The sequence below is a fragment of the Nocardia lijiangensis NBRC 108240 genome (genome assembly GCF_001613045.1).
Lineage (GTDB): Bacteria > Actinomycetota > Actinomycetes > Mycobacteriales > Mycobacteriaceae > Nocardia > Nocardia lijiangensis.
In genome coordinates, this window is the sequence record NZ_BDBP01000021.1 from 58,001 (window position 1) to 84,897 (window position 26,897).

At 68.4% G+C, this 26,897-nt stretch carries 22 protein-coding genes; 17 read left to right on the forward strand and 5 right to left on the reverse strand.

The window, feature by feature from the left end; translation table 11 throughout:
• Window positions 1-97 precede the first annotated feature (97 nt).
• Entirely contained in the window at window positions 98-598 is a 501-nt protein-coding gene (locus tag NL1_RS08705) for a MarR family winged helix-turn-helix transcriptional regulator (protein ID WP_067836199.1), read from the forward strand.
• A gap of 87 nt (window positions 599-685) precedes the next feature.
• On the opposite strand, the gene NL1_RS08710 is transcribed toward NL1_RS08705, so the two are convergent.
• On the reverse strand, window positions 686-2,407 hold the full coding sequence (locus NL1_RS08710) for a SpoIID/LytB domain-containing protein (protein WP_245673147.1): 1,722 nt from the start codon (window positions 2,405-2,407) through the stop codon (window positions 686-688).
• Window positions 2,408-2,775: 368 nt separating this feature from the next.
• Here NL1_RS08710 and NL1_RS08715 point away from each other — a divergent pair, with 368 nt between their 5' ends.
• Window positions 2,776-5,064, forward strand: coding sequence for an N-acetylmuramoyl-L-alanine amidase (locus tag NL1_RS08715; protein ID WP_245673148.1), 2,289 nt, complete (start codon window positions 2,776-2,778; stop codon window positions 5,062-5,064).
• Between the two features lie 7 nt (window positions 5,065-5,071).
• On the opposite strand, the gene NL1_RS08720 is transcribed toward NL1_RS08715, so the two are convergent.
• Entirely contained in the window at window positions 5,072-5,911 is an 840-nt protein-coding gene (locus NL1_RS08720; RefSeq protein WP_067836205.1) for a Cof-type HAD-IIB family hydrolase, read from the reverse strand.
• A gap of 151 nt (window positions 5,912-6,062) precedes the next feature.
• Here NL1_RS08720 and NL1_RS08725 point away from each other — a divergent pair, with 151 nt between their 5' ends.
• From NL1_RS08725 to NL1_RS08755, 7 genes are all read left to right on the forward strand, one after another.
• Entirely contained in the window at window positions 6,063-7,040 is a 978-nt protein-coding gene (locus tag NL1_RS08725) for an ABC transporter permease (protein WP_067836208.1), read from the forward strand.
• 40 nt (window positions 7,041-7,080) lie between these two features.
• Window positions 7,081-8,028 (forward strand): ABC transporter permease, encoded by a 948-nt coding sequence (locus NL1_RS08730; protein WP_067836211.1) that lies wholly within the window; start codon window positions 7,081-7,083, stop codon window positions 8,026-8,028.
• Window positions 8,025-9,872 carry an ABC transporter ATP-binding protein gene (locus NL1_RS08735; protein WP_067836214.1) on the forward strand — a complete coding sequence of 616 codons (1,848 nt, stop codon included), beginning with the start codon at window positions 8,025-8,027 and terminating at the stop codon, window positions 9,870-9,872. Before NL1_RS08730 ends, NL1_RS08735 begins: the two co-directional genes overlap by 4 nt.
• Window positions 9,873-9,886: 14 nt before the next feature.
• Window positions 9,887-11,566 (forward strand): ABC transporter family substrate-binding protein, encoded by a 1,680-nt coding sequence (locus tag NL1_RS08740; RefSeq protein WP_067836216.1) that lies wholly within the window; start codon window positions 9,887-9,889, stop codon window positions 11,564-11,566.
• Window positions 11,563-13,245, forward strand: a complete 1,683-nt coding sequence (locus NL1_RS08745; RefSeq protein WP_067836219.1) for an ABC transporter family substrate-binding protein — start codon at window positions 11,563-11,565, stop codon at window positions 13,243-13,245. Before NL1_RS08740 ends, NL1_RS08745 begins: the two co-directional genes overlap by 4 nt.
• A 68-nt stretch (window positions 13,246-13,313) precedes the next feature.
• A complete protein-coding gene (locus tag NL1_RS08750; protein WP_067836222.1) occupies window positions 13,314-14,984 on the forward strand; it encodes an ABC transporter family substrate-binding protein in 1,671 nt (556 codons plus the stop codon).
• Window positions 14,981-15,652 carry a hypothetical protein gene (locus tag NL1_RS08755; RefSeq protein ID WP_245673149.1) on the forward strand — a complete coding sequence of 224 codons (672 nt, stop codon included), beginning with the start codon at window positions 14,981-14,983 and terminating at the stop codon, window positions 15,650-15,652. The genes NL1_RS08750 and NL1_RS08755 overlap by 4 nt, the downstream gene beginning before the upstream one ends.
• A 71-nt stretch (window positions 15,653-15,723) precedes the next feature.
• Here NL1_RS08755 and NL1_RS08760 read toward each other — a convergent pair whose 3' ends face one another.
• Entirely contained in the window at window positions 15,724-16,116 is a 393-nt protein-coding gene (locus NL1_RS08760) for an NUDIX domain-containing protein (protein WP_067836228.1), read from the reverse strand.
• Between the two features lie 112 nt (window positions 16,117-16,228).
• Here NL1_RS08760 and NL1_RS08765 point away from each other — a divergent pair, with 112 nt between their 5' ends.
• Window positions 16,229-16,960: a FadR/GntR family transcriptional regulator gene (locus NL1_RS08765; protein WP_067836231.1), complete on the forward strand. Its 732-nt coding sequence runs from the start codon at window positions 16,229-16,231 to the stop codon at window positions 16,958-16,960.
• Window positions 16,961-16,984: 24 nt separating this feature from the next.
• The gene (locus NL1_RS08770; protein ID WP_067836233.1) at window positions 16,985-17,641 is read left to right on the forward strand and encodes a sterol desaturase family protein; all 657 of its coding nucleotides are present in this window, start codon (window positions 16,985-16,987) and stop codon (window positions 17,639-17,641) included.
• Between the two features lie 3 nt (window positions 17,642-17,644).
• Here NL1_RS08770 and NL1_RS08775 read toward each other — a convergent pair whose 3' ends face one another.
• Window positions 17,645-18,109: a MarR family winged helix-turn-helix transcriptional regulator gene (locus NL1_RS08775; protein WP_067836236.1), complete on the reverse strand. Its 465-nt coding sequence runs from the start codon at window positions 18,107-18,109 to the stop codon at window positions 17,645-17,647.
• 94 nt (window positions 18,110-18,203) lie between these two features.
• Between NL1_RS08775 and wrbA the strand changes: the two genes are divergently transcribed.
• From wrbA to NL1_RS08795, 4 genes are all read left to right on the forward strand, one after another.
• Window positions 18,204-18,815 (forward strand): NAD(P)H:quinone oxidoreductase, encoded by a 612-nt coding sequence (gene wrbA, locus NL1_RS08780; RefSeq protein ID WP_067836239.1) that lies wholly within the window; start codon window positions 18,204-18,206, stop codon window positions 18,813-18,815.
• Between the two features lie 120 nt (window positions 18,816-18,935).
• Window positions 18,936-20,354, forward strand: coding sequence for an MFS transporter (locus tag NL1_RS08785; RefSeq protein ID WP_067836242.1), 1,419 nt, complete (start codon window positions 18,936-18,938; stop codon window positions 20,352-20,354).
• 64 nt (window positions 20,355-20,418) lie between these two features.
• Window positions 20,419-21,357 (forward strand): DUF8832 domain-containing protein, encoded by a 939-nt coding sequence (locus NL1_RS08790; RefSeq protein ID WP_067836336.1) that lies wholly within the window; start codon window positions 20,419-20,421, stop codon window positions 21,355-21,357.
• A 29-nt stretch (window positions 21,358-21,386) separates the two neighbouring features.
• Window positions 21,387-23,648 carry a heavy metal translocating P-type ATPase gene (locus NL1_RS08795; RefSeq protein WP_067836245.1) on the forward strand — a complete coding sequence of 754 codons (2,262 nt, stop codon included), beginning with the start codon at window positions 21,387-21,389 and terminating at the stop codon, window positions 23,646-23,648.
• Window positions 23,649-23,798: 150 nt separating this feature from the next.
• On the opposite strand, the gene NL1_RS08800 is transcribed toward NL1_RS08795, so the two are convergent.
• Window positions 23,799-24,359 carry a dihydrofolate reductase family protein gene (locus tag NL1_RS08800; RefSeq protein ID WP_067836247.1) on the reverse strand — a complete coding sequence of 187 codons (561 nt, stop codon included), beginning with the start codon at window positions 24,357-24,359 and terminating at the stop codon, window positions 23,799-23,801.
• A gap of 339 nt (window positions 24,360-24,698) precedes the next feature.
• Between NL1_RS08800 and tuf the strand changes: the two genes are divergently transcribed.
• Window positions 24,699-25,880: an elongation factor Tu gene (tuf, locus tag NL1_RS08805; protein ID WP_067836250.1), complete on the forward strand. Its 1,182-nt coding sequence runs from the start codon at window positions 24,699-24,701 to the stop codon at window positions 25,878-25,880.
• A 292-nt stretch (window positions 25,881-26,172) separates the two neighbouring features.
• Window positions 26,173-26,658 (forward strand): DUF1877 family protein, encoded by a 486-nt coding sequence (locus NL1_RS08810; protein WP_067836253.1) that lies wholly within the window; start codon window positions 26,173-26,175, stop codon window positions 26,656-26,658.
• The last annotated feature ends 239 nt before the right edge of the window (window positions 26,659-26,897 follow it).

Here is a 26,897-nt window from a genome sequence, read left to right on the forward strand (position 1 = left end):
CTCCTCATTGATAATCTCAACGTTGAAATATCTACTCCTCGCGGTGTCTTATCGTCAAGTAGATGAATGTTGAGATTCTTAGAAGAGAGGGATCACGATGGGCGACGCCGTCGACCTGATCACCGCGCACTGGCGCCGCGAGCGTCCGGACGTGGATGTCTCGCCGATGCATGTCATCGGCCGGATCACCCGCTTGTCCCGGGTGCTCGAGCAGGACCTCAAGCGATTCTTCGCCGGACACGGCCTGGAGTTCTGGGAGTTCGACGTGCTCGCGACACTGCGCCGCTCCGGCGGCGCGGACGGCCTCACCGCGGGCGCGCTGAACCGGGCCGCGATGGTCACCTCCGGCGCCATCACCAACCGCATCGACCGGCTGGCGGCCAAGGGCCTGGTCGAACGAGTGCCGTGCCCCGAGGACCGGCGCTCCATCCGGGTTCGCCTCACCGCCGAGGGCAGGAAACTGATCGACGACCTGCTTCCGTTGCACATCGCCAACGAGCAGCGCCTGCTCGAGGCCCTCGACGCGCAGGATCGCGAGCACCTGACCGCACTGCTGCGCACGCTGGCCGAGTCATTGGGCGACACCGCGCTGGACTGACGGGCCGAATCCGAGCAAGCGCGCCGCACGGGAGAACGCCACATCGAGCAGCTCGTCGCATCCGAAACCCTTGCGGCACTGGGCCGATCAGCGGTTGCCGAACACCTCCTCGAGCGTCGGCACGGCGAAGCCCGGATCCGGCACCTGCCCATCCGGTCCACCCGGCTGCGCAGGCACACCGGCCAGCCCGTCACTTCCCGCCGCGGCACCCGATTGGGTCGCCGCACCGGGCACCACCTGACCACTGGACTGCACACTCCCACCTGGCTGCGCAGGCACAACAGCCGCCCCACCAGTACCCGCCGCGGCACCCGACGGCCTTGCCGCTCCGGGCACCGCCTGCGCACCGGACTGCACACCCCCACCTGGCTGCGCAGGCACAACAGCCGCCCCACCAGTCCCTGCCGTGGCACCCGACGGCGTCCCCGCACCTGGCACCGTCTGCGCACTCCCACCCGGCTGCGCAGGCACAACAGCCACTCCACCAGTACCCGCCGCGGCGCCCGACTGCGTCGCCGCACCGGACTGCGCGTTCCCACCCGCCGGGGCTTCGGCACCGGGCAGCGCGAGTCCGCCCGAGGGCACGGCAGCCCCCGGCGTCGACGTGGTGGTCGGCGCGACCGCCTCACCGGGCTGCGCGGAACCCGCCGGCGCGGCCCCGGAGATGCCCGGATCGGGTACCAGCTGCATCAGCGTCGTGAAGTCCACCACCTGCGCACCGAGCGTCGGCGTCGCGATGATGACGCCGTTGGTGAACAACCGATAGGTGCCCGCCCGCTGCGGCAACAGCATCTCCGGCCCGATCGGCGCGCCCAGCGAGCTCGCCTCGCCGCCGAGTCGCCGATATTCGAGCTCGATCGGCGACGGCGCCGTCGCGGCCCGCGCGCGCGGATCCGGCCGCGGGTCCGTCGGCGGGCGGCCCACCGCGAGGTCCGCGGGCGTCGGACCCACCTCGAAGGCGTAGATGTCGGCGGGTTCGCCGCCGTCCGGCGCGGCGGAATACTCCGAGCGCAGGATGCGACCGTCCCGCAGCAGCACGGTGCCCGCGGTGGACGCGATGGCCGCGGTCGTGCGCGGATCTTCCATCGCCGTACCGGGATACACCTGGCAGTCGGTGGTGTCGCAGGTCTGCGCGTACGGATACCTGCGCTCGGCGAGCGCATAGGACCTGGCCGCGATGGCCTGCGCGCGCAGCGCTTCGCCCGCGCCCTTGTCGACCCAGTTCGCTTGAACCTCGGCCGGGACGACGCCGAGCAGATAGTCCTCCACGTCGACGCGATTGATCGTGCGCGGCTCCCCGTTCTCGATGGCGACGCCGAGCGCCCCGCGGTAAGACATTCCGCCGCACAGGGTGAGGTGTTCGGCCGCGGGCCGATTCGGATTGGGGTCGAGCGGGTAGATCCACGGATCGGAAGCGACCGTCTGCCAGAGGACTTCGCCGTCACACCCGACGGTGACGACGATGTTCGCGCCGCCGCCCGGCAGCGCAGTGAGGTGGGCGACCTGGCCCGGTTGCAGTTCGCGGCCTGCCACCCGGAATCCGGCCTCCGCGTAGGCGTCGAGGGTGGCACCGTCCTGTTCCGTGAGCCGCACGGCCAGGTTGGCGGGCGGGATGGTCCCGAGTGTCGCGCCCGGGTAGTAGTGCTCGAGTATGCGTTCGGCGAGCCAGCCCTGCTGGGCGCTGTCGAAGGCGCCCTGTTGACTCATGCCCCGGCCGTGACCGGCGAGCGGTCGCACCGGCGTGTCGCCCGAGCCCCAGAACACGAGAACCGTCCCCGCGAGGACGGCGGCGCCTCCGGTGACGAGCACGGGCCCGATCGAAATCGGCGCGGGCCGAATTCGGTTGCGCACCCTGAAACGCTGCACCTTTCCAATCCCCCGCGCACTCGGGCTGTGGTGCTGTCTGCGTCGCATTCGTATCTCCCACGGTTTTCCAGGACCGGATCGGTTGGATACCTGTCGGCATGTCGTGCCATTTGGGCGCATTCCGAGAGTTACATTTGGGCAATCACGTGATTCTAATCCTCAACAAGAGGTTTAGACCTGTGACAGATGTGAACTAGTGTGATTGTTGATGCATCAGGAAGCAACCTGACTCTCCGCACCCGATCACCGGTTCGACCTGATTGGAGATGCTCGTGCCGTACCGCAAACCGAAACGTTCGTACGTGCTCCCGATGGTGACCACGCTTGCGGTAGCGGCCCCGCTCGCGACACTCGCGCAGAGCGATTCGACCGACTACCGCTCCGCCAACGAGTCCGAGCTGGCCGCGGTGCCTGCGCGCCTGGCCGAAGTGATGCTCACGCAGGCGCCCGAGATCACCCTCCCGCTGCGGGAACTGACCGGTCTCGACCTACCCGACCTGCGACTATCCGACTTACGGATGCTGCCGCTCCCGCCCTCCATCCCGATACCGGAGGGACTGCCGCTGCCGCCGGGCGTGCAGCTGCCCAAGGAGATCCCGCTCCCCCGGTTCGGGCAGGGCCAGGCCGCGCCGACCACGCCGGAATCCGGGCCTCCTGTATTCACCGCGCCGACCACCAATCAGGCGATCCCCGGCCGGCCCGCGGCGGGAGAACCCCTCTCCGTACAACCCGCCCCCGGCCAGCCCGCCGCACCCCCGGCACAGCCTCTGCCAGGACAAACCGCCTCACGGCCGATTCCCGGTCAATCCGTTCCAGCGCCCGCGACGCCGAGCCCGGTGCCGCAGCCCGCCGCCCGCTTCATCGCCGAGCCTGCCGACCTGCCGGAGGGAACCACTCCCGACACACCGGCGCTGACGCCCGGCGCGCTCGCGCCCGAACTCCTCGACCAGGTCGGCGCGCAGGTCAGGGAGCTGTCGCGGGACACGCCGTTCAGCGTCGTCGCCCTCACCGCGCGCGATCTCGCGAATACGCGCGCGATGGTCCGCGCCCGCCAGCCCAACGGCACCTGGGGCCCCTGGTACGAGACCGAACCCATCGACACCCGCGGCAACGACCACACACCGGCCGACCGCACCGCGGGCACCGAGCCGATCTACGTCGGGAACACCACGTCGGTCCAGATTCTGGTCACTCGCAAACCTGCTGCTACGGAATCGCAAACATCTGGCGTCACACCGGAATCCGGCCCGCTGCAACCGATCCCTGCCGCTGCGCCGCATGCAGGCGATCCGGCGCAGTTCATCCCGCCGTCGCTCACCGCGGTCCTGATCGATCCGGGCCGCAGCGCCATCGACGGCGCGCTCACCGACGCCGCCGCCGCACTGCCCAGCGGCGGACCGAACGTGATCACCCGATCGCAGTGGGGCGCCGACGAATCCATTCGTTGTGACGAACCCACCTACGACGACCAGCTCGGCGGCGTCACCGTGCACCACACCGCGGGACGCAACGACTACAGCAAGGCCGAATCGGCGGGCATCGTCCGCGCGATCTACACCTATCACGCCCAAACCCTCGGCTGGTGCGACATCGGTTACCACGCCCTCGTCGACAAATACGGCCAGATCTTCGAGGGACGCCACGGCGGGCTGGATCGCCCGGTGCAGGGCGCGCACGCGGGCGGGTTCAACGAGAACACCGCGGGTGTCGCCTTCATGGGCAATCACGAATCCGAGACGCCCTCGGACCAGGCGGTGAACGCCGTCGGCAAGTTCGTCGGCTGGCGGACCAGGGTCGCGGGCCTGAATCCCAAGGGCCACACCACGATGTGGTCGGAGGGCACCGAATACACCCCGTACGCGCAGGGCGAGGCCGTGGATCTGCCGATCGTCTTCGCGCACCGCGATGTCGGCAACACCAGCTGCCCTGGCGACGCCGCCTACGAGCTGATGGACCGGATTCGCGACATCGCCGCGGGCGCACCGGGTGGCCCTGCGCCGCAACAGAATCCGCGACTCCCGCAGCTTCCGGAGCGCACCGAGTCCGATCTGGCGACGCTCGCCGCGCTGACGGCACGGATTCTGAGCCTGGTGGACGAGAACATCATCGCCAGGCACTATTCGGCCAAGGGCGGTCCGGACGGCCCGCTGGGCCAGGCGATGTCCGAGCTACTGCCCGCCGCGCAGGGCCAGCAGTACGCCAAGTTCGCCAACGGCTACGTCTACACGACGCCCGACGGCCACGCCATCGAGGTGATGGGCGTGATCCTGGAGCGCTTCATTCAGCTCGGCGCCGACTTGGGCATGCTCGGCCTGCCGCTCGCCGACGCCTACCTGGTGCCGGACGGCCTCAGGTCGGACTTCCAGTACGGCTCGCTGATCCTCAACAAGCTCACGGGGATCGTCACGACGGTCTGGAGGACCTACAACCAGATCTACCAGCAGGAGACGCGCCGCAACGAGGGCGGCGCGGTCGCCGCGCCGGTTCCGCCCGCCCCGGCTCCCGCTCCGGCCGCGGCCCCTGCCGTTCCCACCGAGCCTGCGGTTGCGGCGGGGACGCCCGGGGACGCCGAGGCTCCTGTTCCAGCGCCGGTCGGCTGAAAGTAGTTCAGACCCACCAGCGTTCGAGCACCTGCGCGACACCGTCCTCGGCGTTGGTCGCGGTCACCTCGTCGGCCGCGGCCAACGCCTCCGGGTGCGCGTTGGCCATGGCGACGCCGTGCCCGGCCATGGCGAGCATCGGGACGTCGTTGGGCATGTCACCGAAGGTGATGATCGTCGAGTGCTGCACCCCGAGCCGCTGCGCGACGGTGGCCAGCCCGGAGGCCTTGGTGACGCCGGGGGCCGACAGCTCGATCAGGCCGTGGTCGGTGGAGTAGGTGATGTCGGCGCGCTCGCCGATGAGCGGCGCGAGCACCGCGCGCATGTCGCCGCTGAGCGCACCGCGCAGCCGGATGAGCATTTTGATCGCCGGGGTATCGATCACCTCGTGCCGGGCGACGGCCGTGTCGTCGGGGTTCAGCCACGCGTGCTCGTACTCCGGCGAGCTGACGAACTGCGGCGTCACCGCGTCGTGCGCGCTGGCGCCGACGCGTTCGGCGGCCAGACCGCAGCCGGGCAGCGCGCGCTCGGCGAGGTCGGCGATCCAGCTCAGCGTCTCCACGTCCAGGGTCCGGCTCGCGAGCACCTTGTCCGCGGCGCTGTCGTAGATCACCGCCCCGTTGCCGCAGACGCACAGCGGCGCGAAGCCGAGGCCGTCGACCACCGGTTCGATCCAGCGCGGCGGCCTGCCGGTGGCCAGCACGAACGGCACCCCGTCGGCGATCAGCGCGGCGACCGCGGCCTTGGTGCGCGCGGTCACGCGCTCGTCGTGATCGATCAGAGTGCCGTCCACATCGGTGGCCACCATCTTCGGTTTGGGCAGGTGCAGGCGTGTCACCTCTTCCATCCTGCCGGAAAACCGTCTCGGGGCGGTCGCAGTCGGTGCGTTCACCGGACATGCCGTGCCTATGCGTGGCACGCGCGTCTGCGACATCGTCCTTATGATCAGGGGCTAACACTCGAACGCCGGTCCGTCCGGCCGGAGAACCAGAGGACTGATGACCGGCTTCCTGCTACGACGCGCGCTCAATTATGTCGTGCTGTTGCTGCTGGCTTCGTTCCTGACGTTCAGCCTCGCGTCGCTGACATTTCGGCCGCTGGACAGTCTCGAACAGCGCAACCCCCGCCCGCCGCAGGCGGTGATCGATGCCAAAGCCGAGGAATTGCATCTCGACGATCCGATTCCGGAACGCTATCTCACCTGGCTGAAGGGCATCCCCAGCGGCGATTTCGGCACCACGCTCGCGGGCCAGCCGGTGAGCGAGGAATTGCCGCGCCGGGTCGCGGTGAGCCTGCGGCTGTTGATCATCGGTTCGATCGTCGGCACGGTGCTCGGTGTGCTGATCGGCGCGGCGGGCGCGATTCGCCAATACAAATTCAGCGACTATTTCACAACCGTTGTTTCACTCCTGATTCTGAGCACGCCGATATTCCTGCTGGCCACGCTGCTGAAATACGGCGCGCTGGAGATCAATTCGCTGACCGGATCGCAGATCTTCCTCTACACGGGTGAGACCTCGGCCAGCGCGATCGAGGGCTTCTGGCCGCAACTGGTCGACCGGCTCCAGCATCTGGTGCTGCCCACCGCGGCGCTCGCGCTCGGCGGCATGGCGGGCTACAGCCGCTACCAGCGCAACGCGATGCTCGACGTGCTGCAGAGCGATTTCATCCGCACCGCCCGCGCCAAGGGCCTGACCAGGAACAAAGCGCTGTACAAGCACGGCCTGCGCACCGCGTTGATCCCGATGGCCACGCTGTTCGCCTACAGTCTCGGCGGCCTGATCACCGGCGCCACCTTCACCGAGAAGATCTTCGGCTGGCACGGCGTCGGCGAGTGGCTTGTCGATTCGATCAATGCCCAGGACCTCTACGTGGTGGTGACGGTGACCGCGTTCGCCGGTCTCGTCGTGCTGGTGTCGGGCTTGCTCTCCGACATCGTCTACGCGATTCTCGACCCGAGGGTGCGTGTGGGATGAGCATGCGTGACCACGGGGATCTCATCAGGGGGAGGGCGGCGTGACCGAAGCCGAGATCATCGTCCAAGGCGCGCCCGAGGTCGCCGCGGCCGGGCGGCGCAAGCTGGTGCTGCGGCGTTTCCTGCGCAACAAGCCCGCGGTCGCCGGGGCCGTGGTGCTGGTGCTGCTGTTCGTCGCGAGTTTCGCGCTGCCGCCCTTCCTGCCCTGGGACTACCAGCAGATGGACTACACCGCGCTGCTGAAACCGCCCAGCGCCGAGCATCCCTTCGGCACCACCCAGATCGGCCAGGACGTGCTCGCGCAGACCCTGCGCGGTTTGCAGAAATCGCTGATCATCGGCCTGTGCGTGGCGCTCATCTCGACCACCATCGCGGCGACCACCGGCGCGCTCGCCGGGCTGCTCGGCGGCTGGACCGACCGGGCCATCATGTGGTTCGTCGACCTGCTGCTCGTAGTACCCAGCTTCATCATCATCGCGCTGTTCGCGCCGCGCACGAAGGGCAGCGGTTCGATCGTGCTGCTCATCGTGCTGCTCGCGGTGTTCGGCTGGATGATCAGCGCGCGCATCGTGCGCGGGTTGACGCTGAGCCTGCGTGACCGCGAATTCGTCAAGGCCGCACGGTATATGGGCGCGCCGACGCGCACCGTCATCGTCAGCCACATCGTGCCCAATATCGCGTCGATCCTGATCATCGACACCACGCTCACCGTCGGCGCGGCGATCATGGCCGAGACCGGCCTGAGCTTCCTCGGTTTCGGTGTGCAGCCGCCGGACGTCTCGCTCGGCTCGCTGATCGCGGCGGGCACCAAGTCCGCGCTGACCTACCCGTGGCTGTTCATGTTCGCGGGCGGCCTGCTGATCACCACCGTGCTGTGCGCGAACCTGGTCGGTGACGGCTTGCGCGACGCGTTCGACCCGAGCGCCAAGCGGGCTCGGGCGCGCAAGAAGGAAAAGAAGGCAGAGACACCGAAGAAGGCTGAGGCATGACCGCCCATTCCACCGCGCCTCTCTTGGAAGTCTCCGATCTACGGGTCTCCTTCCCCAGCGAAGAGGGCCGCATCGACGCCGTGCGCGGGGTGACCTACAGCGTCGCCGACGGCGAGGTGCTCGCCATCGTCGGCGAGTCGGGTTCGGGCAAGTCGGTGTCGTCGCTGGCGGTGATGGGTCTGCTGCCCGAGCAGGCGCGGATCAACGGCTCCATCCGGTTGCGCGGGCGCGAGCTGCTCGGCCTTGGCGATCGGGAGATGTCGCGGTTGCGCGGCAGCTCGATCAGCATGGTGTTCCAGGACCCGCTCTCCGCGCTGACCCCGGTGTACCGGGTGGGCGATCAGATCACCGAGGCACTGCTCGCGCACGGCGCCCGCGACCGGAAGGAGGCCGCCCAGAAGGCGGTCGAGCTGCTGGAACTGGTCGGCATCGATGACGCGAAGACGCGCGCCAAGGCCTTCCCGCACGAGTTCTCCGGCGGTATGCGCCAGCGCGTGGTGATCGCCATGGCCATCGCCAACGATCCGGCGCTGATCATCTGCGACGAGCCGACCACCGCCCTGGACGTCACCGTGCAGAAGCAGATCCTGAATCTGCTGCGCAAGGCGCGCGACATCACCGGCGCTGGCGTCATCATGATCACCCACGACATGGGCATCGCCGCGACGCTCGCCGACCGGGTCGCGGTGATGTACGCGGGTCGCATCGTCGAAACCGCAACGGCGAGCGAGCTGTTCAACGCCCCGCGGATGCCGTACACGGTCGGGCTGCTCGGCTCGATCCCGCGCATGGACGGGCCTGCGCGCAGACCGCTGATCCCGATCGTCGGCGCGCCGCCCGCCATGCACGCGCTGCCGCCCGGCTGCTCGTTCGCACCGCGCTGCCCGATCTCGATCGACGAGTGCCTGGCCGCCGAGCCGCCGCTGGAGATGACCGAACCCGGCCACGCCGCCGCCTGCATCCGCACCGCGGAGGTCGGCACGAAGGATCTTTTCGAGGCCTACCGCTCCGAGATCGAGGAGCCGAAGGCCGAGACCGAGCCTGACAAGGGCGTGGTGCTTCGGGTCACCGACCTGGTCAAGACCTTCCCGATCACCTCGGGTGTGGTGTTCCAGCGCCGCAAGGGCGAGGTGCGCGCGGTCGACGGCATCAGCTTCGAGGTGCCCGCCGGACGAACGCTGGCGCTGGTCGGCGAGTCGGGGTCGGGAAAATCCACCACGCTCACCCAGATTCTCGACCTGGTGCAGCCGCAATCGGGCACGATCGAGATCATGGGCCGCGATGTGTCCACCCTGACCAAGGCCGAGCGGCGCGAGCTCAGGCGCACGATGCAGATCGTCTTCCAGGATCCGACCGCATCGCTGGACCCGCGCCTGCCGATCTTCGACGCGCTGGCCGAACCGCTGCGCATCGACGGCCGCCCGCGCGCCGAGATCGCGCGCCGCGTGCCGGAACTGCTCGAGCTGGTCGGTCTACGTCCCGAACACGCCGACCGCTACCCCGCCGACTTCTCCGGCGGCCAGAAGCAGCGCATCAGCATCGCGCGCGCCCTCGCGCTCGACCCCGAACTGCTGGTGCTCGACGAGCCGGTGTCCTCGCTGGACGTCTCCATCCAGGCCGGTGTGCTGAACCTGCTGCGCGACCTGCAGACCGAGCGCGGCCTGTCGTATCTGTTCGTCTCGCACGATCTTTCGGTGGTCCGCAATCTGGCCCATCACATCGCGGTGATGTACCGCGGCAAGATCGTCGAATCCGGGCCCGCCGAACAGATTTTCGCCGAGCCCGAGCACGAGTACACCCGCAAGCTGATCGACGCGGTGCCCATGCCGATCGTCAGTCGGTAAGTCAGGAGGACAGCATGCCGATTCGTTCGAGGGGAGCGCGCTGGGTCGCGGGCGCGGTGGCGGTCGGGCTGATCGCCGCCGGATGCGGCACGGCCGACGACGAATCGGCTTCTGGACTGTCCGACACGCTCGGCACCACCAGCGACATCAATCCCAGGCCCCGCGAGGAACTCCGCGACGGCGGCAACCTCCGGCTGGCGACCACCTCGTACCCGGCGAACTGGAACACCCTGTCCAACGACGGGAACGAGGCCGACATCGCCGACATCGAACGCCCGATGATGCCGCGGGCGTTCAACACCGACGCCGCGGGCGAGCTGACGGTCAACCACGACTATTTCACCGATGTCGCGTTGACCGGCACCGACCCGCAGCAGGTCACCTACACCATCAACCCGAAGGCCGTCTGGTCCGACGGAACCCCGATCACCTGGGAGGACATCCGTTCCCAGGCGAACGCGCTGAGCGGCAGGGACAAGAGCTTCCTGATCGCCATCACCAACGGTTTCGAGTTCGTGGAGAAGGTCGAGCGCGGCGTGGACGACCGCCAGGCCGTTCTCACGTTCAGCCATCCGTACGCCGAGTGGCGCGGCCAGTTCGCGGGCAACGGCGTGCTGTTCCCGAAATCGGTGACGCAGAATCCGGATTCGTTCAACCACAGCCTCGTCGACGCCATGGGCCCGACCGCGGGCCCCTTCCAGGTGCAGTCGACCGATCGCGGGCAGGGCCGGATCGTGCTGGGCCGCAACCCCAACTGGTGGGGCGAGCGCCCGAAGCTGGACACCATCACCTTCTCGGTGCTCGATCGCAGCGCCTGGGTCGCCGCGCTGCAGAACAACGAGATCGACGCGGTGATGCTCAACTCGATCGACGACGTGAAGAACGTCCGCGGCGCCGACGGCCTCGAGGTGCGCCGCGCACCGGGCAACCGCTGGCGGCACATCACCTTCAACGGCGCGCCCGGCTCGATCCTCGCCGATCAGGGGGTGCGCGTGGCGATTTCGAAGGCGATCGACCGCCAGGGCATCGCCACCGCCATCCAGAACGGTCTGGTGGAGAACCCGAAGCCGCTGAACAACCACATCTACCTGCAGGGCCAGCGCGGCTACCAGGACAACAGCCTGCCCTTCGATCCCGCCGCCGCGGCGCGCGAACTCGACGCGCTCGGCTGGAAGCTCAACGGCGACGTCCGCGAGAAGGACGGCCGCAAGCTGATCATCCGCGACGTGATGTACAACGACGCGCTGTGGGTGCAGATCGCGCAGATCATCCAGCAGAACCTGGCGCAGATCGGCGTCGGCCTGGTCATCGACCCCAAACCGGGCGCGGGCTACTTCACCGACGTCATCCAGCCGGGCGATTTCGACGCCGCCCAGTTCGTGTTCCAGGGTGACGCCTTCCCGCTCAGCAGCATTCGGCAGATCTACTACTACGACCCGAACGACCTGCAAGGCAACTTCGGCCGCATCGGTTCGCCGGAACTGAACGCGCTCATCGAGCGCACCCTGCGCGAGCTGGATCCCGCCAAGGCCATCGAGCTGGCCAACGAGGTGGATCGCAAAGTGTTCGAAGAGGGGCACTCACTGCCGCTCACCCAGTCGGACGGCAGCTGGGGCGTTCGCGCCGAGGTGGCCAACTTCGGCTCGCCCGGCCTGGCATCCTACGACTACACCAAGATCGGATTCGTGAAATGACCGCAGCACTTCACTCTCGTCGTCGGCTCGGCCCAGTGGTCGCCGCGCCCGCGCTGGCCCTCGCGCTGCTGCTCGCGGGCTGCGGCGCGGGCGCCGACGTGCAGACCGGCTCGAGTTCGATCGGCACCAGCAACGACATCAACCCCCGCGATCGCAGCGAGTTGCGCGAAGGCGGCAACCTGCGCCTGGCGCTGACCGGCTTCCCGGAGACCTTCAACTCCTCGCACGTGGACGCCTCCGGTGACGTCTCCGATGTGGTCAGCTGGGCCCTGCCCGGCACGGTGAACTCGGACGCGGCCGGTGAACTCACGACCGACCCGAACTACTTCACCGAGATCAAGCTGACGAATACGAATCCGCAGCAGATCACCTACACCATCAACCCCAAAGCCGTCTGGTCCGACGGCAGCCCGATCACCTGGGAGGACCTGCGCTCCCAGGTGAACGCACTGAACGGCCGCAACACGGCCTACCAGGTGCGCGCGACGCAGGGCTACAGCCGGGTGGACAAGGTCGAGCGCGGCGTCGACGACCGGCAGGCGATCGTCACCTTCGGCCAGCACTACGCCGAATGGCAGGGCCTGTTCAACCCGCTGTACCCGCAGGCGTCCACCGGATCGCCGGAGTCCTTCGAGAGCTGGGCGCGCAACAGTCTGCCGATCTCGGCGGGTCCGTTCCTGATCGACTCGATCGACCGCGCTCAGCAGCGCATCGTGCTGAAGCGCAACCCGAAGTGGTGGGGTGACACCCCGAAGCTCGACACCGTCACCTTCAGCGTGCTCGACTACTCCGCCCGCATCTCCGCGCTGCAGAACAACGAGCTCGACTACGCGTCCGTGTCCGGCATCGACGAGGTGAAGACCGCGACCAACTCGCCGGGCATCAAGGTGCGCCGCGCCGCCGCGCCGCGCTTCTCGCACTTCACGTTCAACGGCGCGCCCGGCTCGCTGCTGGAGGACCCGCAACTGCGCGTCGCGATCGCCAAGGCCATCGACCGGCAGGGCATCGCCACCGCTACGCAGAACGGCATCGTCGACAACCCGAAGCCGCTGAACAACCACGTCTACCTCAACGGCCAGAAGGGCTACCAGGACAACGCCGCCGCCATCGCCTACGACCCCGAGGGCGCCGCGCGGATGCTCGACGAACTGGGCTGGAAGCTCAACGGTGACGTGCGCGAGAAGAACGGCCGCAGGCTGGAGCTGCGCAATGTGATGTACCAGCAGGACACCTGGATTCAAATGGCGCAGATCGCGCAGCAGAACCTCGCTGCCGTCGGCGTGAAGATGATCATCCAGACCTACCCGGGCAACGGCCTTTTCACCGATGTGATCGATCCCGGCAACTTCGAGATCTGCCAGTTCACCTGGTCCGGCGGCATCCTGCCGCTCGGCGCGCTGCCGCAGATCTACGCCTACGACCCGAACAACCGGCTCAGCAACAAGGGCCGCGTCGGCAGCCCCGAACTGAACGCGCTGATCGAGGAGACGATCTCCGAGCTCGACCCGGCCAAGGCCATCGAGCTGGCCAACCGGGCCGACAAGATGATCTTCGACATGGGTCACTCGGTGCCGATCGTGCAGTCGCCAGGCACCGTCGCGGTGCGGGAGAACCTGGCCAACTACGGCGCGTTCGGGCTGGCCTCCTCCGACGCAACTAAAGTCGGTTTCGTGCAGTGACCGGCGTCGCGCAGTGACATGACGCGGTGACAGCGATCAGGCGTCGGACGATCGGAAGGACCAGCTCTATGCGGACACGCTCCTTGGCCACCCGATTGGCGGTGCCACTCGCCGCGTTCGGCCTGATCCTGACCGGTTGTTCCGACAGCGGGAGCATCACGCCGGGCACCAGCACGATCGGCAGCACCAACGACATCAATCCGGTGGACCCGAGCCAGTTGCGCGAGGGCGGGAACCTGCGGCTGGTGCTGAGCTCGTTCCCGGAGAACTTCAATGTGCTCCAGGTGGACGGCGGCAACGACAGCACCGCGGCGATCACCCAGCCGACCATGCCGACCCCGTTCGTCAGCAACGCGGCGGGCGAGCTTTCGGTGGATCAGAACTTCTTCACCGACGTGCAGCTCACCGGCACCAGCCCGCAGCAGGTCACCTACACCATCAACCCGAAGGCCGTGTGGTCCGACGGCAGCCCGATCACCTGGGAGGACCTGCGCTCCCAGGCGCACGCGCTCAGCGGTCGCGACGACGCGTACCTGATCGCGGCGCTGAGCGGTTTCGACCGGGTGGAGAAGGTCGAGCGCGGCGTCGACGACCGGCAGGCGATCGTCACGTTCAACCAGCCCTACGGTGAGTGGCGCGGCCAGTTCGGCCCGCTCTACCCGAAGTCGGTCACCGGGTCTCCCGAGGCGTTCAACACCGCCAACCGGGACGGGCTGACGCTCAGCGCGGGACCGTTCGTGATCAGCAATATCGATCGCGCACAGCAGCGAATCACGCTGAGCCGCAACCCGAAATGGTGGGGTGAGACCCCGAAGCTGGACACCATCACCTTCAGCGTGCTCGACCACGGCGCCTGGCTGCCCGCCATCCAGAACAACGAGCTCGACATCGCCTACATGTCGGGCATCGAGAACGTGACCGCGGCGCGCAACGCGGCCAACGTGGTCCTCCGGCGCGCGCCGGAGCCGAGCTGGTCGCACCTGACCTTCAACGGCGCACCGGGCTCGCTGCTGGAGGACCCGCAGCTGCGGATCGCCATCTCCAAGGCCATCGACCGGCAGGGCATCGTGACCGCGTCGCAGAACGGCGTGGTGGACAACCCGAAGCCGCTGAACAACCACATCTTCATGGCGGGTCAGAAGGGCTACCAGGACAACGCGGCGCCCATCTCCTACGACCCGGCCGAGGCGGCGCGGATGCTGGACGAGCTCGGCTGGAAGCTCAACGGCGACGTGCGCGAGAAGGACGGCCGCAGGCTGGAGATCCGCGACGTGATGTACCAGCAGGACGCCTGGGTGCAGACCGCGCAGATCGTCCAGCAGAACCTGGCCGCCGTCGGCGTGAAGCTGACCATCCAGACCGTGCCGGGCACGGGCCTGTTCAAGGACGTCATCGATCCGGGCAACTTCGATATCGCCCAGTTCAGCTGGGGCGGTAGCGCGCTGCCACTCGGCGCGTTGCAGCAGATCTACTACTACGACCCGAACAACCTGATGGGCAACAAGGCCCGCATCGGGTCGCCGGAGCTGAACGCCCTCATCGACAAGACCATCGCGGAACTGGACCCCGACAAGGCGATCGAGCTGGCCAACCAGTCCGATCAGATGATCTTCGCCGAGGGCTATTCGATTCCGCTGCACCAGGCTTCCGGCACCTACGCGGTGCGCAACAACCTCGCCAACTACGGCGCGTTCGGCCTCGCCACGCCGGACTACATCAAAGTCGGCTTCCTGAAGTGAGTCCCGGATCGGGACGGTTCGGGCGGGGCAACCCACTCTCCTATCCGATCGGTGTGACGCTCGGCGCCCTCGCGGTCTGTGCCGCTTGGGCGCCGTTCGCCACCGTGGACCAGGTCGCGGCGCTGGCGACGGTGGCGCTGGCGATCTTGGTGTACACCGGGATTCGGCTGGCCACGGCGTTCGGGAAGCTGCCGAACGGGCTGCCGGAGACGGGGACGGTGCGGGTCGCTCGAATTCGCCAGCAACACCGGTTGGTGACCAGGTCCTGGCTGGAGGTCGCAGGCGCGCCGCGCCGCTGGCTGCCGGTCTACTTCGATCCGGCGCTGCTGACCATGACCGAGACCGAGGCTCGGCTCAGCGGAGGCGTCATCAGCACCGCCGACCTGCGCCTGTACCCCTCTGGCCGCGCGCGAGACACCGAACCGCCCGGCCGCCTGGTCGACAATCCGACGCGACCCGATCCCGACGCTCCCGTGCTGGCCGCGACCGCCACCCGCCTGACGCGCCGCCTGCTGTTCGACGCGCAATCCACCGTCGCCGCCCCCTTCGCCGCCCTGCTCTGGATCTACATCGACGGCGGCACCCTCGCCACCTTCACCGGCGCCCTCACCGTCGCCGCCGCCACCGCCCTCTGGCTCGCCGCCATCCGCGGCTCCGACCCAAGCTAGTTCCCACACTCCGTTCCCACGCCTCACACAGCCACCGCCTGTGTGAGGCGTGTGGTGGGTGTGTGGAGAACTCACATGAGCAGGCCGAGGGCGTCGGCGTGGTCCAGGGTTTTGCGGACGTGCCACGGTAGCGGGACGCGGGTGGCCTCCGCGTAGGTCATCCACTCGAAATCCCGGTGCTGGAGTTCGAGTTCCGGGCGGACCTCGTTCTCGAAGCAGCCGAACGTGATGGTGTGCACGTCGTCGTCCACGAAGTGGGTCAGTTCGTCCGCGACGAGGACATCGAGGCCGATTTCCTGGGATACCTCGCGGCGGACGGTCTGCGCCGAGGTTTCGTCCGGCGCCACCGTGCCGCCGGGGATCTCCCAGATATCGGGCTCGGCGGTGTTCGAAACCCGGTGCAGCAGTAGGACTCTGCCCGCCCGGATGAGTAGTGCGTAAGCCCGCCTTCGCTTTTCTGGCATGTTTCCTCCCTCCCGCACTCAAGTCTGCCACGAGTCGTCCGTGGCCGGGCGCTGAGAAACCAAATTGGTCTGACCACTTGACCAGCTGACCACCGAAGCGCACAGTAGACGCATGGCGTTGCAACCTGTTGTCAAAAGGTCGGTGTCGGCGGACGTGTTCGAACAGATCGCCGCGGACGTGCTCAGCGGCGAACTGGCGCCCGGCTCGACGCTGCCGAGCGAACGGCAGCTGGCCGAGGCGCTCGGCGTCTCGCGGCCCGCGGTGCGCGAGGCGCTGCAACGCCTGGCCGCCGCGGGACTCGTCGCGGTGCGCCAGGGCGACGCCACCACGGTGCTCGACTATCGGCGCGGCGCCGGACTGGAGGTGCTGCCCCGCTTGCTGATCAGGGAGGGCATGCTCGAACCCGCCGTCGCGCGCAGCATCCTCGAGGTCCGCATGCACAACGGGCCGAAGGTCGCCGAACTGGCCGCCGCGCGGATGGGTGCGGAGTCCGGCGCCGACCGCGGGCAGGTGCGCGCCGATCTCGAGCGCAGCGTGGCGGCGCTGACCGCCGACACCGATCCGATCGTGCTGCAACGGCACGCGCTGGAGTTCTGGGATCACGTGGTCGACGCGGCCGACTCCATCGTGTTCCGCCTGATGTTCAACATGCTGCGCGCCGCCTACGAACCCGCGCTCGCGGCGCTGGCCCCCGTCATGTCCGCCGAGGTGGGCAATGCCGCGGGCTACCGCGAACTCGCCGCCGCCATCGTGGCGGGACGGCCGAAGAAGGCCGCCGACAAGGCTCGGGCCCTGCTCGAACCGGCGACCACCGCCCTGATCGAGGCCCTCGGCGGCCGCTGATCACGCAACACCCGAGGTGACATCATGTCCAAAACCCAACTGCGCCGCGGCCTGACGCTCGGCGACGCCTTCCGCGAGTTCCTCCGCCACCCCTCGCCTTGGATGATCGGCACCACTCTGCTGCTGGCCCTCGCCGCCCGAATCCTGGTGGGCGACTGGCAGATCAGCGACGCAGTGCTGCCGCTGGTGATGCTCGCGGTGTTCCCCGCGTTCGAGTGGGTCGTGCACGTCATGGTGCTGCACTGGCGGCCTAAGCACCTGGGCCCGATCACCCTGGACAGCGAGCTGGCCCGCAAACACCGCCAGCACCACGTGGATCCGCGCAACATCCCGCTGATCTTCATCCCGACCCGTTCGCTGATGGTGGTCGTCATCGCCTTGCTGGCGATCACCGCCCTGGCCTTCCCGCGCCTCGGCCTCGGCCTGACCTTCTTGCTCACCATCACGGTGTTCGGCCTCGGCTACGAGTGGACGCACTACCTGATCCACACCGACTACAAGCCGAAAAGGGCGCTGTACAAGGCGGTTTGGCGCAACCACCGGCATCACCACTACAAGAACGAGCACTTCTGGTTCACCGTGACGAGCTCGGGCACCGCGGATCGGGTCTTCGGTACGTATCCGGATCCGGCGGAAGTGGCCACCTCGCCGACGGCGCGGAATTTGCACGGGGTCGGCTAACGGTCATGACGCGCTCGCATCACCCTCCCGCCGCAACCGGACAACCTCCCGGAACGCATCCTTGAACTCCGCATAAGCGCGCTCGCCGAGCGACTCGGCGAGCCGCTTCTCCATCGCGACGAACAGCGCGTCCGATTTCGCCATCTGGTCGAGCCCGAGTTCGGTCGGGACGACCAGCTTGGCGCGCCGATCGTTCGGGTCGGGTTCGCGCCGCACGTAGCCGAGTTCGATGAGTTCGTCCACCAGCGTGCCGATGACCTGCTTGTGCTGACCCGAGCGCTGCGCGAGGTCGGTGGCGCGGCTGCCCTCCTCGTCGAGGTAGGCGAGCACGGCGCCGTGCTTGGGCCGGAACCGCTCGTGTCCCTCGCGAGCGAGTGTGTCGAACACCTCCTGTTGCAGCGAGAACAGCAGTCGCCCGGAGAGAATTCCCAGGTCGGGATCGGTTTCCTTGCGCTGATGACGACTCAACCCAGACACACTCCATTTAGTCACTAATCTTGACGGTCACTATTCTTGACTATATGTTTCGGACTTGTACCCACCCACCCGATCGGGAGCGAACATGTCCGTGAACCTCACCATCGTCTACTACTCCGCCACCGGGACGATCGCCGAACTCGCCGAGGAGATGGCCGAGACCGCCGAGCAAGCGGGGAACGACGTGCGCGTCCGCCGGGTCGCCGAATTGGCGCCGCAGGCGGTCGTCGACGCCAAGCCCACCTGGGCCGCGCATGCCGCCGCCACCGCGCACGTCCCGATCGCCACCGCCGACGACCTGCTCTGGGCCGACGCCGTGATCATGGGCTCCCCCACCAGGTTCGGCAATATCGCCGCGCAGCTCAAGCAGTTCATCGACACCCTGAGCGGCCCGTGGAGCCAGGGACTGCTCGCCGACAAGATCTACAGCGGCTTCACCTCGGCGGGCACCGCGCACGGCGGGCACGAGTCCACCCTGCTCGCACTGACGAACTCCTTCATCCATCTCGGCGGCGTCATCGTCCCGCCGGGCTACACCCACCCCGACAAGTTCGCCGACGGAAACCCTTACGGCACTTCGCACAACACCAGGAACGACAGCTACGGCGTGGACGAGACCGCCCGCGCGGCGGCCCGCGTCCAGGTCGCGCGGGTGCTGCGCTACGCGCACGCGACGCGAGCCGTCGCCGCCGCCTGATCACCGAGAACCCCTGAAACAGCGACGCATTCACGGCACCTCCATCTTGACATCCAAATACCTTAGGGGGGTACGGTACTAGCCGAGCAAGTTGCTCCGCTCCGGAAAGGATGGAATGTCATGACTACCCGGACCGCGCCCACCACCCGCAGGTGGTGGGCGCTCGCGGTGATCGCCGCCGCGCAATTCATGGTCATCATGGACACCTCGATCATCGGCATCGCTTTGCCGAAGATGCAGGCCGAACTCGGCTTCTCCCAAGAGAATCTGACCTGGGTGTTCAATGCGTATGTGGTCGCCTTCGGCGGCCTGCTGCTGCTCGGCGGGCGGCTGTCGGACCTGCTCGGCGCACGAAGGGTGTTCGCCGCGGGCTGGCTGACGCTGCTCGCCGGCTCCGTGATCGCAGGCGCCGCAGGAAATGTCGCCACCGAGCTGATCGGCCGAGCCGTCCAGGGCGGCGGCGCCGCGCTCATCGCGCCCTCGGCGCTGACCCTGCTGATGATGCTCTTCGGATCCTCGCCGCAGGAGCTGACCAAGGCGCTGGCCGTCTACGGCGCCGCGGCGCCCGCGGGCGGCACGGCGGGCGTCTTCCTCGGCGGCGTCATCACCGAATACATCAGCTGGCCTTGGGTTTTCTACATCAACATCCCGATCGCGCTGCTCGCGCTCGTCGCGGTGCCCGCGCTGATGCCGAGCGCCCCCGCCCGGCCGGGTTCGGTCGATCTGCTCGGCGCCGCCACGGTGACCGCAGGTCTCGCCGCCGCCGTCTACGGCATCGTCCGGGCGCCCGAAGCCGGGTGGGCCTCGGGCCAGACCTGGGGCGTGCTCGCGATCGCGGCCGCACTTCTGGCCGGTTTCGTGGTCATCCAGTCCCGCCGCAGCGAACCGCTGATGCGCCTCGGCATCTTCCGCGCGCCGAACCTGGCCGCCGCCAACATCGCCCAGCTGCTGCTCGGCGCGGCCTGGGTGCCGATGTGGTTCTTCCTGAACCTCTACCTGCAACAGGTGCTCGGGTACAGCGCGTTCCCGTCGGGCGCGGCGCTGCTCCCGATGACCACGCTGATCATGCTCGGCATGATCGTGCTCGCCCCGCGCGCCATGCAGCGCTTCGGCGCCAAGCCGATGATCGTCACCGGTCTGCTCGTGCTCGCACTCGGTCTTGCCATCATGTCGCTGGTGCGGCCCACCGGGAACTTCTGGGCCGACGTGCTGCCCGCCTCGCTGGTGGCCGCGGGCGGCATGTCGCTGGCCTTCATACCCTCGTTGGGTACCGCCATCTCGGCGGCCCGACCGGAGGAGGGCGGCCTCGCCTCGGGCATCGTCAACGTCAGCTACCAGGTGGGCTCGGCCGTCGGCCTGGCCGCGATGACGGCCGTCGCCGCGGCATTCGGCGCCGATCATGTGACCGATATTCCCGAACTGACCAGCGGTTTCTCGGCGGCCTTCCTGGGCGCCGCGGTGATCGCGCTCGCGGGAGCGGGCATCGCCGCGGTGACCATGCGGACACAGGCGACCGAATCCGTACCGGAACAGAATTGACAAAGTACCCTAGGGGGGTATGGTAGAGCCCGAGCTGAACGACAACCCGGAAACGGAGCCCCCGATGAACGCCACAACCAAGTTCGCAGGCTTCACCCTCGGCCTCGCGGCGGTCTTCGGGATCGCTCTCGCGACCGGAGCGGTGCTGGGCCCGGAGCCCACCGATGCCCCGGCGCACGACACCCACGCGACCGGGCCCGCCACCGACGGCGGGCCCGGCGCGGAGGAACTGCCCGGCGGCCTGCTGGTCACCTCCGACGGTTACACCCTGAGCCTGGACACCACGCAGACCACCGCGGGACCCAACGCCCCGCTGCGGTTCCGCATCCTCGATCAGCAGGGCGCACCGGTCACCCGCTACGTCCGCAGCCACGACAAGGATCTGCACCTGATCGTGGTCCGCCGCGACATGGCGGCCTTCCAGCACGTGCACCCGGTGCTGGACGGCAGCGGAACCTGGAGTGTCCCGCTCGATCTCACCCGCGCGGGCGACTACCGCGTGTTCGCCGACTTCACCCCCGAAGGCGGCGAGGACCTGACGCTCGGCGCCGACCTGCGGGTCGCGGGCGCCTACGATCCGCGGCCACTGCCGGTCGCGACGAGCGCCGCCACGGTGAACGGCTACACCGTCACGCTGGACGGGGCGGTCACGCCGGGCCGGTCCTCGACGGTCACGCTCTCGGTGAGCAAGGACGGCAAGCCCGTCACCGACCTGCAGCCCTACCTCGGCGCCTACGGCCATCTGGTCGCGCTGCGCGCCGCCGACCTCGCCTACCTGCACGTTCACCCGGAGGGTCACCCCGGCGACGGCGTCACGCCCGCGGGCCCGGGCATCACCTTCTCCGTGACGGCTCCGAGCGCGGGCGACTACCGCCTGTTCCTCGACTTCCAGCACGAAGGGGTGGTCCGCACCGCCGAGTTCACGCTCTCGGTACCGTCGGGCGCGCAGACCGCCGCACCCACCGGGCCCGGCGCGACCCCCGAGCCGGGCCACGGCCACTGATCACCCCCGCCGCACCGAAAGGAATTCCGATGACGACCGCAACGCAATCACCGGCCACCGGCCAGGTCGAATTGGTGATCGGCGGCATGACCTGCGCGTCCTGCGCCAACCGCATCGAGAAGAAGCTCAACAAGCTGGACGGCGTCACCGCCACCGTCAACTACGCGACCGAGAAGGCGCGGGTGGACTTCACCGGTGACATCTCCCCCGAGGACCTGATCGCCACCGTCGAGCAGGCCGGGTACACCGCCGCCCTGCCCGCGCCGCAGATGCCGGTCGCGGACGCGACGGAAGACTCTGCCGCCGAAGCGGATCCGACCGCGGCCCTGCGGACCCGGCTGCTCGTCTCGCTGGTGCTGACCGTCCCGGTGATCGCCATGGCGATGATCCCCGCCTTGCAGTTCACCAACTGGCAGTGGCTCTCGCTGACGCTGGCCGCGCCGGTCGTGGTCTGGGGTGCGCTGCCGTTCCACCGCGCGGCATGGACCAACCTGCGCCACGGCACCGCCACCATGGACACGCTGGTGTCGATGGGCACTCTCGCCGCGCTCGGCTGGTCGCTGTACGCGCTGTTCTGGGGCACCGCGGGCACGCCGGGCATGACCCACCCGTTCGAGTTCACGATTTCGCGGATGGACGGCACCGGCAACATCTACTTGGAGGCCGCGGCGGGCGTCACCACGTTCATCCTGGCCGGGCGCTTCTTCGAGGCCAGGTCCAAGCGGCGGGCGGGTGCGGCGTTGCGCGCGCTGCTCGAGCTTGGCGCCAAAGAGGTCTCGGTGCTGCGAAACGGAAGCGAGCAGAGGATTCCGGTCGAACAGCTCGGTGTCGGTGATGAATTCGTGGTTCGTCCCGGTGAGAAGATCGCCACCGACGGCGTCATCGTGGAAGGTTCCTCGGCGGTCGACGCCTCGATGCTGACGGGCGAATCGGTGCCGGTCGAGGTCGGCAAGGACGACGCCGTGGTCGGCGCGACGGTCAACGTCGGCGGCAGGATCGTGGTGCGCGCCACCAGGATCGGGGCCGATACCCAGCTCGCCCAGATGGCCAAGCTCGTCGAGGATGCGCAGACCGGCAAGGCTCAGGCGCAACGGCTGGCCGACAAGATCTCCGGGATCTTCGTGCCGGTGGTGATCGCGCTGGCGGTCGTGACGCTCGGATTCTGGCTCGGCACCGGCGGTTCCGTGGCGGCGGCGTTCACCGCGGCGGTCGCGGTGCTGATCATCGCCTGCCCGTGCGCCCTCGGCCTGGCCACCCCGACCGCGCTGATGGTCGGCACCGGGCGCGGTGCGCAGCTCGGCATCCTGATCAAGGGTCCCGAAGTGCTGGAGTCGACCCGCCGGGTGGACACCGTGGTGCTGGACAAGACCGGCACCGTCACCACCGGCAAGATGACCCTGCTCGACGTGATCGCCGCCGACGGCGAGGACGTAGGCGAGGTGCTGGCCCTGGCCGGGGCGCTGGAGGATTCGTCGGAGCACCCCATCGCGCAGGCGATCGCCAAGGGCGCCCGCGAGAAGGTCGGCGAGCTCGCGCCGGTCGAGGAGTTCGCCAATATCAAGGGTCTCGGTGTGCAGGGTGTGGTGGACGGGCACGCGGTGATCGTCGGCCGGGCCCGGTTGCTCGCCGACTGGTCGCAGCACTTGGACGCCGAGCTGGAGCGGGCCATGCACGCGGCCGAGTCCGAGGGCAAGACCGCGGTCGCGGTCGGCTGGGACGGCACGGCGCGCGGCGTGCTCGTGGTGGCCGACGCGGTGAAATCGACATCGGCCGAAGCGATCTCGCAGCTGAAGGCACTCGGACTGACCCCGATCATGCTGACCGGCGACAACAAGGCGGCGGCCAGGGCCATCGCCGATCAGGTCGGCATCGAGGAGGTGATCGCCGAGGTGCTGCCGCAGGACAAGGTCGCGACCGTCGAGCGGTTGCAGGCCGAGGGCAAGGTGGTCGCGATGGTCGGCGACGGCGTCAACGACGCCGCGGCGCTGGCCAAGGCCGATCTCGGTCTGGCCATGGGCACCGGCACCGACGTCGCCATCGAGGCCAGCGACCTGACCCTGGTGCGCGGCGATCTGCGTGCCGCCGCGGACGCGATCCGGTTGTCCCGCAAGACACTCGGCACCATCAAGGGCAACCTGTTCTGGGCCTTCGCCTACAACGTGGCCGCGATTCCGCTGGCCATGGCGGGCCTGCTGAACCCGATGCTCGCCGGTGCGGCGATGGCGTTCTCCTCGGTGTTCGTCGTCAGCAACAGCTTGCGGCTGCGGGGGTTTCGGTCGACCGCGCGGTAGTGCGAAACCCGCCGCACGGTAGCGGAAAACTCACAGTGCGGTAGCGCGAAACCAATCGGCGGTAGCGCGAAAACTCAACCGGCAGCAAGCGAATCCGATCGGGCGGGATGGCACCCACGAGGCCGTCCCGCCCTTTTGGTGTGCGCTGGATCAGTCGAAGGAGGGGCGCACCACGCTGTGGGCAGTGACCTTGTAGGTTGCCAGGATCACGCCGTTGTCCAGGACTTCCGAGGCGGCCAGCTCCATGGTGTCCTCGGCGTCGACGGTTTCGAACAACCGCTGACCCTTGCCGAGCAGCACCGGGTAGATCACCAGCCGGTACTCGTCGACGAGGTGGTTGGCGCGCAGCGTGGTGATCAGGGCGCCGCTGCCGAAGACCAGCAGATTCTGCTCGGCACGCAGCTTGGCCACGCCCTCGGCCACATCGCCCTCGATGCGGCTCGCATTCCATTCCAGCTCGGTGAGCGAAGTGGTCGCGACGTGCTTGGGCATGCTGTTCATCCGGACCTTGTAGTCGCCCTCCTCCGGGTGCTCGGGCCACGACGCGGCGAAACCCTCGTAGGTCGTGCGGCCCAGCAGCAGTGCGTCGGCGTCGAACACCTCGGTGCTCTTGAAGTTCGCAATGCGGTCGTTCCAGAACGGGAACGTCCACGCGGGGTTCTCGATGATCCCGTCGGCGGAGACGAACTCGGAGACGATGACCTTGCCCATGGTGTGACCTCGCTTGTGTGGGTGTGCCCGGAGCTTCCGGAGCATCTCATACATGTAGACGGCACCGGCCCCGGAAACTCATCGCCGCGAAAATCATTCGCGCCGTTGCCTGTTGCGGCCGTACCGTGTTGTTCATGTTCCGGCTCGCCATCGTCCTGGAGTCCGCGATTGCGGGCGCGATGGCGGCTGCCCTGGCAGCGGCGGCAGTGGCCGCGCTGTTCGACGGCGCCCGACGCTGACCTTCCCCGGGACGTCCCGGGATCTCCGACGGGGAAGGTGCCCCCGTCGGAGAGGTCCCCATGACATTTCGGGCATTCGCCCGGGAACCGAGGAACACACATGTCGAAGCACACCTATGTCCGCACCAAGCCGCACCTGAACATCGGCACCATGGGGCACGTCGACCACGGCAAGACCACGCTGACCGCCGCGATCACCAAGGTGCTCGCCGAGCGGGGCGGCGGCGCGTTCGTGCCGTTCGACCGGATCGACCGCGCTCCCGAGGAGGCCATGCGCGGCATCACGATCAACATCGCGCACGTCGAATACGAGACGGCCACACGGCATTACGCGCACGTCGACATGCCGGGCCACGCCGACTTCGTGAAGAACATGATCACCGGAGCGTCCCAGCTGGACGGCGCGATCCTGGTGGTCTCGGCGCAGGACGGCGTGATGCCGCAGACGGCCGAGCACGTGCTGCTGGCCAGGCAGGTCGGCGTCGAGCACATCGTGGTGGCGCTGAACAAGGCCGACGCGGGCGACCCGGAACTGCTCGAGCTGATCGAGCTGGAGATCCGCGAGTTGCTCACCGCCCAGGGCTACCCGGGCGACACCGCGCCCATCGTGCGGGTCTCCGGGCTGCGCGCGCTGGCGGGCGACGAGCGCTGGACGGCGGCGCTGCTCGAACTGCTCGACGCGGTGGACGCGCACGTGCCGATACCGGTGCGCTACACCGACGCGCCGTTCCTGCTTCCGGTGGAGAACGTCCTCACCATCACCGGGCGCGGCACGGTCGTCACCGGGGCGATCGAGCGCGGCCGGGTCCGGCTCGGGGACCGGGTCGAGCTGCTCGGTCTCGGTGCGGAGGCCTCGACGACGGTGGTCACCGGCATCGAAACCTTCGGCAAGACCATGGAATTCGCCGAGGCGGGCGACAACGTCGCGCTGCTGCTGCGCGGGGTGCAGCGCGGCCAGGTCCGCCGCGGCCAAGTGATCGCCGCGCCGGGCAGCATCGCGGTGCGCACCCGCTTCACGGCGCGCGTGTACCTGCTCGGCGCCGGCGAGGGCGGCAGGCGCACGCCGATCGCCAGCGGCTACCGGCCGCAGTTCTACGTGCGCACCGGCGACGTGGTCGGCGACGTCACCCTCCCGGTCGGCACCGCGCTCGCCCACCCCGGCGACACGGTCGAGATCGGCGTCGAACTGGGCCGCCCGGTCCCACTGGAGCCGAACCTCGGCTTCGCCATCCGCGAAGGCGGGCGCACGGTCGGCGCAGGCACCGTCCTGACCGTCACCTGACCCACGGCCCGTCTCGGTCGGCCCACCCCCGACCGAGACGGGCCCACACCTTGCCGACGGGACGTCCAGCTTGCCGAGCACCTCGCAGACCTTGTCGACGCCTCGCAGAGGTTGCAGCGGCTGCGAAGCGTCGAGGCGGGCTGCGAAGACTGCAAGGGAGCGCCCTCTCCGCAAAGTCCAGCGCCCGAGCAGTCCACACTCCTTGCGGACGCTCACCCCGGCTGGGCACGGTTGCGTGGCCCTGAATGCCCTTGTAGACCTTGTCGAACAAGAGAAGGAACAGGAGGGTCCCGTGGCACAGGCGACCTGGCTGCAAGCGGTGAGTGGCGAGGAGATCCACGCACTCCGGCAGGATCCGACCAGCATCAACAGACTCGACAAACCCGACTACTACCGCACCCACTACGGCGCCGCGCTCAATTACTTCCTCACCGGGGAGGCTTGGCCCGGCCCTGAGGACCACGAGCTGTGGCCCGTGGTCGGTGGTGCCGACAGCATCGCCTGCTCGACCCTGGAGAACGGGGCTTTCTCGGTGGTGTCGCCGGATCAGGCAACCGAGCTCGCTGCACGTCTCGCCACGGTTGACGTGATGGCCGTCGAAACCGCTGTCATGCAAGCCGATTTCGAGGAGTTGGTCGACGAGCACGAAATCTACGAACTGGAGCTGATCACACCCGATGAAGGCCCGGAAATCATCGTCGCCGAACTCGAGGGACTCACTGCCTTCTATGCCAAGACCGCGGATTCCAAGCTCGGTGTCGTGATGTACACCACCTGACTACGCGGGCTTCCTCGAGGGATCGAATCCCGGCGACCATGCCCGGCCTGCGGCGCCGGACTGAGCACCTCGCAGACCTTGTCGACGCCTCGCAGAGGTTGCAGCGGCTGCGAAGCGTCAAGACAGGCTGCGAAGATTCCAAGGGAGCGACTCTCCGCAAAGTTCAGCACCCGATCGGGGCTGCCTGAGCAGTCCACACGCCTTGTGAACGCCTCACACAAGCGGTGCCTGTGTGTGGC